An 8,540-nucleotide genomic window follows, 5' to 3' on the forward strand; every position below is an offset into this window, starting at 1 on the left:
GGCTAGCCACCCTCGCGCCCGGCCAGGACCCTGGCCGTGGCGCCGGAGAGCGCGCCCATCCGCGCCTCTCCGGCCCGGATGCGGCGGGCAGCCTCAAGGCCCCTCGCCTGGGTCTCGATGGCGCGGCGGGCTTCCGCCTCCGCCTCGCCCGGCGGCAGCACCAGGACGCCGCTGTTGTCGCAGATCACGGCGTCGCCAGGATTCACCACCACGCCGCCAATGCTGACGGGGATGTTCATCTGCCCGCCCATGTCCAGCATCTGGGTCGTCACCGGCGCAAGGCCGCGGCACCAGACGGGAAAGCCCGCTTCCTCGATCTCCTCCAGATCGGTGCAGGGCCCGTCCACCACCGCCGCGACGGCACCGGCCGCCTGGGCGGCGACGGCCAGGCCGCCACCGAGGCAGGCATGGCGGTCATCGCCCAGCCGGTCCACCACCAGCACGTCGCCCGGGCGCAGGCTGTCCAGCGCATGGGCGAGGATGGTGCCGTCATTGGCGGGCATCATCACGGTGAAGGCGGTGCCGGCCACGCGGCGGCGCGGCAGCAGCGGCGCGATCCGGCGGTCGGCGAAGCCCCAGTGGCGCCAATGGCCGATGGTGGCCGTTTCCGCCCTTTCCAGCAGGGCGACAAGGGCGGGATCGAGCAGGGGCGGCAGGGGCCCGGTGACATAGCGCGGCATACCCTGTGCAACGCAAGAAGAGGGCCGGTCGCCCGCCTTCCCACCCACGAATCAGCAAGCACCCAAAATAGAAGGGGGTTCGGGGGGATACTTCCCCCCGGCTTTCTTTTGCTCCAAGCCCTCCCCCTGCATGCCGAAGCTCGACCCAGCCTGGACCTGGCTCCGCGACCAAGCCTGGCCGCTCTGGTTGGAGCATGGCGTGGACTGGCCGCGCCGGGGCTTCCATGAATGCCTGGAGCTGGATGGCTCCGGCTGCCCCAGCACGTTCCGCCGCCTGCGCGTGGTGACGCGCCAGGTCTATGTCTTCGCGGCGGCGCATGAGGCCGGGCTGCCCCGGGCGGATGAGGCGGTGGAGCTGGGCCTGTCCTTCCTGCGCCGCCACGCCCGGCAGGCGGATGGCGGCTATGCCCAGCGCTTCAACCTGGACGGGGCGGTGATCGACGGCACGCGGGACCTGTATGACCATGCCTTCGTCCTGCTGGCCCTGGCCAGCGCCGCGCGGGTGGTGCCACCGGAACCGCTGCGGCAGGAGGCGCTGGCCTTGATGGATTACCTCGATTCCGGCCTCCGGCACCCGCAGGGCGGGTACCGGGAGGGCATTCCGGCCTCCCTGCCCCGCCGGCAGAACCCGCATATGCACCTGCTCGAATCCTGCCTCGCGGCCTGGGAGGCTTTCGGGGAGCCGCTGTTCCTCGAACATGCGGGGGAGCTGGTGGGCCTCTTCCTGGCCCGCCTGCGCGACCCGGCCACGGGAACGCTGCCCGAATATTTCGGCGAGGGGCTGGAACCGTTGCTGACCGCCGGGCGGCACGAGGTGGAACCGGGCCATCACTGCGAATGGGCCTGGCTGCTCGACTGGCACCGGCGTGCCGCCGGGCCGCTGGAAGGGGCGGCGGAAGCCGCCAGGGCGTTGCTCGCCTTCGTGGACCGGCATGGGATCAACCCGGCGCTCGGCACCTTGCGTGACGTGCTCTGGAGCGACGGGACGGTGAAGGAACCGGGATCGCGCCTCTGGCCCCAGACGGAGCGGCTGAAATCCGAGGCCCTGCGCCCGGATGCCAGGCCCGGGGGGCTGGCCCGGGCCGAGGCCGCGCTCCGGCGGCATATCGAGGGCGCGCCACCCGGCCTCTGGTTCGAAAGGCTCGACCCGGAGGGCCGCCCGCTGCCCGGCCCCGCCCCGGCCAGCAGCCTGTATCACCTCACCGCCGGTATCCTGGTGGCCCGCCATGCCTGAACCCGGCAGGACGCCGGGCGCAAAAGCGGCTATGTGCGAGCCCGTAGCTCTCCGGAGCCGGGCGCGAGGACGGGCCCGGCATGTGATCCGGTCCTGAGGGGCGTTGCATGATCGATTTCGGCGGCCGGCGCATCCTGTGCCTGGGCGATGTGATGCTGGACCGCTTCCATTACGGGCGGATCGACCGGATCTCCCCGGAGGCCCCGGTGCCCGTGGTGCGCATGGCCGACAGCCGCGCCATGCTGGGCGGCGCGGGCAATGTGGCGCGCAACATCGCCTCCCTGGGCGGCGAGGCCGTGCTGGTGGGCGTGATCGGGCAGGATCCGGCCGGGCGGGAGCTGGCGGCGCTGATCGCGGGCACGCCGGGGCTGACCGACGCGACCGTCGCTTCCGCCGGGCGCCCCACCATCGCCAAGACGCGCATCATCGCCGGGCACCAGCATGTGGTGCGGCTGGACGAGGAGGTGACGGGCCCCATCACCGACGGGGATGCCGCCGCGATCCGCGCCCGGGTGGAGGCGCTGCTGCCGGGCTGCCATGCCATGGTCCTTTCGGATTACGCCAAGGGGCTGCTCCGCGCCGATGTCGTGCGGCACGCGATCGACACGGCGCGCGGGCTAGGCCTGCCCGTGCTGGTGGACCCCAAGCGCAGCGATTTCGGCTTCTATGCCGGGGCCACGATGCTGACGCCGAACCTGAAGGAGCTGCGCGCCGCGGCGCCGGGCCCGGCCGAGACGGATGATGAGGTGGCCGCCGCGGCCCGCGCCCTGCTCGGCCCTGCCCGGGCGGAGGCGATCCTCGTGACGCGGTCCCATAAGGGCATGTTGCTGGTGGAGGCCGATGGGGGCGTCCACACCGTGCCGGCGCATGCGAAGGAGGTGTTCGACGTCTCCGGCGCGGGGGATACGGTGATCGCCGTGGCGGCGCTGGCGGTCGCGGCCGGGCAGCCACTGCCGCGCGCCATGCGGATCGCCAATGCGGCGGCCGGGGTGGTGGTGGGCAAGCTGGGCACGGCCACGCTGGACATCGGCGAGCTGATCGCCGCCATGGATGCCGAGGCGGCGGGTGCGACCGACATCGCCGGCAAGATCGTCTCCTCGGCCGAGGGGGCCATCCCGATCCTGGATGCCTGGCGGCGGCGGGGGCTGGAGATCGGCTTCACCAATGGCTGCTTCGACATCCTCCACCGCGGCCATGTGACCATGCTGCAGGCCGCCCGCGCGGCCTGCGACCGGCTGGTGGTGGCGCTGAACACGGATGACAGCGTGCGGCGGCTGAAGGGCCCGAGCCGCCCCGTGAACGGGCTGGAGGACCGGCTGGCGGTCATCGCCGCGCTGCAATCCGTTGATCTCGTCCTCGCCTTCGGGGAGGACACGCCGCTGGAGCTGATCACGCGGCTTCAGCCGGATGTGCTGTTCAAGGGCGCCGACTACCGGCCGGAGGAGGTGATCGGCGGCGATGTGGTGCGGGCCCGTGGCGGCCGGGTGGCGCTGATCGACCTGGTGCCGGGCCGCTCCACCACCGGGATCATCGCCCGCAGCCGGGCGGGCGCCGCCTGAAACAGCCACCGCCGGCAGGCGTTATCCCGGTTCCGTCCTGCCACCAGGAGGCGAGAGCGAGATGCCCCAGGAAAAGACCGGCCAGGCGCCCGAGCCCGAGAAGCAGGGAACGGCGAAGCTGAACCCGGGCGACGATGCGCCGCCCGGAACCCCGGGCACGGGGGAGGATGTCTGCCCGGAATGCTCGGGGAGCGGGCGGCTGGGTGCGGAGTCCTGCCCGAACTGCGGGGGTTCCGGCGTGGTGATCAAGGGGCTGGCCGGGGGTTGATCCCCGGGGGCCGGGAAGGCTGCGTCCTTCCCGGCGCCGGCTTCCGGATCAGTGCCGGAAGTGCCGCATCCCCGTCATGACCATGGCCAGCCCGGCTTCGTCGGCCGCCGCGATCACCTCGCTGTCCCGCATCGAGCCGCCGGGCTGGATCACGGCCGTGGCGCCCGCCGCCGCCGCGGCCTGGAGGCCATCGGCGAAGGGGAAGAAGGCGTCGGAGGCGACGACGGAGCCCTGGGCCAGCGGCGTGTCGAGGCCGGCGGCCTTCGCCGCCTCCGCGCTCTTCCAGGCGGCGATGCGCGCGCTGTCCACGCGGCTCATCTGCCCCGCGCCGATACCAACCGTGGCGCCGCCCTTGGCATAGACGATGGCGTTCGACTTCACGTGCTTGCAGACGCGGAAGGCGAAGATCAGGTCCTGCATCTCCTGCGTCGTCGGCTGGCGCTTCGTCACCACCTTCAGGTCGGCCACGGCCACGCGCCCGGCATCGCGGGACTGGGCCAGAAAGCCGCCGGCCACGCTGCGGAACGTCATGCCCGGGGCGCCCGGCTCGGGCAGGCCGCCGGTCAGCAGCAGGCGCAGGTTCTTCTTCTTCGCAAAGATCGCGCGGGCGGCCTCATCGGCGTCCGGGGCGATCACCACCTCCGTGAACAGGGCGGTGATACGCTCCGCCGCCTCGGCGGTCAGGGTGCGGTTGGCCGCGATGATGCCGCCAAAGGCGGAGACGGGATCGCAGCGCAGGGCGGCATCCCAGGCGGCGTTCAGGTCGGAAGCCGTCGCCACGCCGCAGGGATTGGCGTGCTTGACGATGACGATCGCCGGCTCCTCGAACTCCGCCACGGCCTCGAAGGCCGCGTCCGTGTCATTGAGGTTATTGTAGGACAGCTCCTTGCCCTGGATCTGCTCGGCGGTGGCGATGCCGGGGCGGTGGGTGCCATCCACGTAGAAGGCGGCCTGCTGGTGCGGGTTCTCGCCGTAGCGCAGCGTCTGCTTCAACATGCCCGGCACGGAAAGGCGGGGCGGGAAATCCTGGTCCAGCTCCTGCGCGAACCAGCGGGAAATGGCGGCGTCATAGGCCGCGGTGCGGGCATAGGCGGCGGCGGCGAGCTTCTTGCGAGTGGCCAGCGAGGTACCGCCGGTCTCGGCGAGCTCCTTCGCCACCTCCAGCAGCTGCTCAGGCTCGGTCAGCACGGCCACATGGGCATGGTTCTTGGCGGCGCTGCGGATCATGGCCGGGCCACCGATATCGATGTTCTCGACGCAATCCTCATAGGAGGCGCCGCGGGCCACCGTGGCCTCGAAGGGGTAGAGGTTCACGCAGACCAGGTCGATCGGGGCGATCCCGTGCCCCTTCACCTGTGCCACGTGCTCCGGCAGGTCCCGCCGGAAGAGAAGACCGCCATGGACCTGGGGAACCAGGGTCTTCACCCGCCCGTCCAGGATCTCGGGGAAGCCGGTGTGGTCCGAGAGTTCCTTCACCGGGATGCCCGCTTCGCGCAGGGCCTTCGCCGTGCCGCCGGTTGAGAGGATCTCCGCCCCCTGGGCGGCGAGGGTGCGGGCGAACTCCACCAGCCCGGTCTTGTCGGAGACCGAGAGGAGGGCGCGGCGGATGGGAAGGATCGACATGGCGCGGGCGGATAGCGCGGGCGGCGGCGGGGTGGAAGGACCAAGGGGCGCGGGGCTGGTGCGAGTGGGAAACGTGGCATCGTGCCCGCCGCGCCGCGAGGGGCGGAAAACCGAACGAAGATGGAACGCGATTGTGGCTTCCAACGGCAAGTGGCCACAAGGGATAGTGGTGGCCGGTACTGGAACACCTGTCAGCGATTCGTTCGCGCGACTCGCGCGAGGTGCCTGATTCCGCGTCATTCCTTGCCGCGGCCGTTCGGCTCTTGTTCAGTCCTCGACTCGGAAGAGGACAGAACATTGCGCTGCGGCGCAACACCTCAACCCCGGCTCCGCGGCAGCGTTGGTCCACTCTGCCGCCCTTATGGAGCCCGTGCGAATGCCCGATGATCCCACCCCGCAGGGACGTCCTCTCGCCGGGCGCCGCGCCCTGGTCACAGGCGCCTCCTCCGGGATCGGCCTGGGTGTGGCGCAGGGGCTGGCACGGGCGGGGGCCGCGGTGGCGGTGAACTACCGGTCCGGGCAGGAGGCCGCGGAAGCGCTGGTGGCCGAGATCCGCGCCGGGGGCGGGCAGGCTGTCGCGCTACAGGGCGATGTCTCGAAGGAGGAGGAGGTGGCCGCCCTGTTCCGGGGCACGGCGGAGGCCTTCGGCGGAATCGACCTGCTGGTGGCGAATTCCGGCATCCAGAAGGACGCCCCGGTCGGGGAGATGTCCCTGAAGGACTGGCAGGCGGTCATCAGCGTCAACCTGACCGGCCAGTTCCTCTGCTGCCGGGAGGCGATCCGCGCCTTCCGCCAGGGCCCGGAGCGGCCCGGCAAGGCCCGCGGGGCCATCGTCTGCATGTCCTCGGTCCATGAGCTGATCCCCTGGGCCGGGCATGTGAACTACGCGGCGTCGAAGGGCGGCGTCCGGATGATGATGCAGAGCCTGGCGCAGGAGGTGGCACGGGAGCGGATCCGGGTGAATGCCGTGGCGCCCGGCGCCATCCGCACCCCAATCAACCAGGAAGCCTGGGACACCGAGGAGGCGCTGGAAAAGCTGCTCCGCCTCATCCCCTATGGCCGGATCGGGGAGCCGGAGGATGTTGCCAGGGCCGTGACCTGGCTGCTCTCCGACGAGGCCGACTACATCACGGGCACCACGCTCTTCGTCGATGGGGGCATGAGCCTCTACCCCGAATTCGTGGGCAATGGTTGATGGCCCAGCGGATCGAGAACCACGGGATCGTGGGGGACCTGCGCACCGCGGCGCTGGTGGCCCTGGATGGATCGGTGGATTTCCTGTGCTGGCCCCGCTTCGACAGCCCCAGCATCTTCGCCTCGCTCCTCGATGACGAGAAGGGTGGGCGGTTCGAGCTGGCACCGGCGCTGAACGGGGCGCGCCACCGGCAGCTCTACCTGCCCGACACGAATGTGCTGCTGACCCGCTTCCTCTCGCATGAGGGCGTGGCCGAGATCTCCGACTACATGGCGCTGGGCCCCGCGCAGCGGTTGGTGCGGCGGGCCAAGGCGGTGCGCGGGCCCATGCGCTTCCGCATGCGCTGCGCGCCCCGCTTCGACTATGCCCGGGCCGCCCATGAGGTCACGGAGGATGGACCCACGCTGATCTTCCGGGGGGCGGATGGGACGGCGCTGCGGCTGCGTGCCACCGTTCCGCTCAGGATCCGGGACGGGGACGGCATCGCCGAGTTCACCCTGGAGATGGGGCAGGCCGCCGCCTTCGTGCTGGAGGACGCTGCGCTGGGCCAGGCGCAGCCGGCCAATCCGCAGGAGGTGGCCGCGTGCTTCAAGCAGACATCGGATGCGTGGCGCCGCTGGACGGCCCGCTCCACCTATCGCGGCCGCTGGCGCGACATGGTGAACCGCTCCGCCCTGGTGCTGAAGCTGATGACATCGGCCGAGCACGGCTCCATCGTCGCCGCCCCCACCTTCGGGCTGCCGGAGACGATCGGCGGCGTCCGGAACTGGGACTACCGCTACACCTGGATCCGCGATGCGGCCTTCACCGTCTATGCCTTCCTGCGGATCGGCCACACGGCCGAGGCGGTGGCCTTCATGCGCTGGCTGGCCGCGCGTGAGAATGACTGCGTGACGGATGGCAAGCTGGAGCTGATGTACGGCCTGGACGGCCACCGGGAGCTGACGGAAACCACGCTCCCGCATCTCAGCGGATACCGGAACTCCACGCCCGTCCGCATCGGCAACGGCGCCGCGGGGCAGCTCCAGCTCGACATCTACGGGGAGCTGATGGACGCGGCCTATCTCTGCGACAAATACGGAGAGCAGATCTCCCACGAGGCCTGGCAGAGCGTGATCCGCTCGATGAACTGGGTTGTGGAGAACTGGGAAAGGCCGGATGAGGGGATCTGGGAGGTGCGTGGCGGGCGCCGGCACTTCCTGCATTCCCGCGTCATGTGCTGGGTGGCGCTGGACCGGGCGCTGCGCCTGGCGCGCAAGCGCTCCCTCCCCGGCCCGCTCATCCGGTGGCTGGAGGCACGGGACGCCATCTACCAGGATGTGCACACGAATTTCTGGGACCCGGAAGAGGGTGCCTTCGTGCAGAGCAAGGGCAGCAAGTCGCTCGACGCCGCCTGCCTGCTCATGCCCCTCATGCGCTTCATCAGCCCGACCGACCCGCGCTGGCTCTCCACCCTGGATGCGGTGGGCCGGAGGCTGGTGGATGACAGCCTCGTGCGCCGCTACGAGGATGAGAGCGTGGATGGCCTCGACGGCATCGAGGGCAGCTTCAACATGTGCTCCTTCTGGTATGTCGAATGCCTGGCGCGCGCCGGGGACGTGAAGAAGGCGCGCTTCCTCTTCGAGAAGATGCTCGGCTATGCCAACCATCTCGGCCTTTACGCGGAGGAGCTGGGGCCGGCCGGTGAGCATCTCGGGAACTTCCCCCAGGCCTTCACCCATCTCGCCCTGATCAGCGCCGCCCACTACCTCGACCGCGCGCTGTCGGTGGAGGACGCGGCGCCGCGACAGCCGATCCAGGACACGCCTTTTCCGGCCGGGGAGATCTGACGGACCCAGGCCAGTTCTTTCAGAAACAGTGCCGCCCGGGGGCGAATGCCCCCGGGCGGCAGGCGAGGCGCTCAGGTGGTGAAGAGGAAGTCAGCTGCACCGAGCGAGGCGGGGACGTTGGAGAGCCGCGCGAACTGCACGGCAGCCCCGGA

Annotated in this window: 7 protein-coding genes; 5 read left to right on the forward strand and 2 right to left on the reverse strand. The window is 70.8% G+C overall.

Annotated elements, in window-relative coordinates:
- Positions 1-2: 2 nt before the first annotated feature.
- Positions 3-680, reverse strand: coding sequence for an RraA family protein (locus J8J14_RS07305; protein ID WP_209378812.1), 678 nt, complete (start codon positions 678-680; stop codon positions 3-5).
- 130 nt (positions 681-810) lie between these two features.
- Between J8J14_RS07305 and J8J14_RS07310 the strand changes: the two genes are divergently transcribed.
- The 3 genes from J8J14_RS07310 to J8J14_RS07320 all read left to right on the forward strand — a co-directional run bounded on the left by J8J14_RS07310 (position 811) and on the right by J8J14_RS07320 (position 3,741).
- On the forward strand, positions 811-1,914 hold the full coding sequence (locus tag J8J14_RS07310; protein ID WP_209378813.1) for an AGE family epimerase/isomerase: 1,104 nt from the start codon (positions 811-813) through the stop codon (positions 1,912-1,914).
- Positions 1,915-2,024: 110 nt separating this feature from the next.
- Positions 2,025-3,473 carry a D-glycero-beta-D-manno-heptose-7-phosphate kinase gene (gene rfaE1, locus J8J14_RS07315; protein ID WP_456307507.1) on the forward strand — a complete coding sequence of 483 codons (1,449 nt, stop codon included), beginning with the start codon at positions 2,025-2,027 and terminating at the stop codon, positions 3,471-3,473.
- 61 nt (positions 3,474-3,534) lie between these two features.
- On the forward strand, positions 3,535-3,741 hold the full coding sequence (locus tag J8J14_RS07320) for a hypothetical protein (protein WP_209378815.1): 207 nt from the start codon (positions 3,535-3,537) through the stop codon (positions 3,739-3,741).
- Between the two features lie 48 nt (positions 3,742-3,789).
- Here the strand turns inward: J8J14_RS07320 and purH are convergent, their stop codons facing one another.
- On the reverse strand, positions 3,790-5,364 hold the full coding sequence (purH, locus tag J8J14_RS07325; RefSeq protein ID WP_209378816.1) for a bifunctional phosphoribosylaminoimidazolecarboxamide formyltransferase/IMP cyclohydrolase: 1,575 nt from the start codon (positions 5,362-5,364) through the stop codon (positions 3,790-3,792).
- Between the two features lie 376 nt (positions 5,365-5,740).
- Between purH and J8J14_RS07330 the strand changes: the two genes are divergently transcribed.
- Both J8J14_RS07330 and J8J14_RS07335 read left to right on the forward strand, forming a co-directional pair.
- Positions 5,741-6,559: an SDR family oxidoreductase gene (locus J8J14_RS07330; RefSeq protein ID WP_209378817.1), complete on the forward strand. Its 819-nt coding sequence runs from the start codon at positions 5,741-5,743 to the stop codon at positions 6,557-6,559.
- The gene (locus tag J8J14_RS07335; RefSeq protein WP_245215511.1) at positions 6,559-8,388 is read left to right on the forward strand and encodes a glycoside hydrolase family 15 protein; all 1,830 of its coding nucleotides are present in this window, start codon (positions 6,559-6,561) and stop codon (positions 8,386-8,388) included. The genes J8J14_RS07330 and J8J14_RS07335 overlap by 1 nt, the downstream gene beginning before the upstream one ends.
- The last annotated feature ends 152 nt before the right edge of the window (positions 8,389-8,540 follow it).

Origin of the sequence: Pararoseomonas baculiformis (assembly GCF_017813395.1) — a bacterium.
Classification (GTDB): Bacteria; Pseudomonadota; Alphaproteobacteria; order Acetobacterales; family Acetobacteraceae; genus Roseomonas; species Roseomonas baculiformis.

Excerpts from the sequence above, each read along its gene's own strand:
- J8J14_RS07335 (WP_245215511.1), top strand. The coding sequence starts at position 6,559 with ATGGCCCAGCGGATCGAGAACCACGGGATCGTGGGGGACCTGCGCACC.
- J8J14_RS07310 (WP_209378813.1), top strand. The coding sequence starts at position 811 with ATGCCGAAGCTCGACCCAGCCTGGACCTGGCTCCGCGACCAAGCCTGG.
- J8J14_RS07305 (WP_209378812.1), bottom strand. The coding sequence starts at position 680 with ATGCCGCGCTATGTCACCGGGCCCCTGCCGCCCCTGCTCGATCCCGCC.
- J8J14_RS07330 (WP_209378817.1), top strand. The coding sequence starts at position 5,741 with ATGCCCGATGATCCCACCCCGCAGGGACGTCCTCTCGCCGGGCGCCGC.
- J8J14_RS07320 (WP_209378815.1), top strand. The coding sequence starts at position 3,535 with ATGCCCCAGGAAAAGACCGGCCAGGCGCCCGAGCCCGAGAAGCAGGGA.
- purH (WP_209378816.1), bottom strand. The coding sequence starts at position 5,364 with ATGTCGATCCTTCCCATCCGCCGCGCCCTCCTCTCGGTCTCCGACAAG.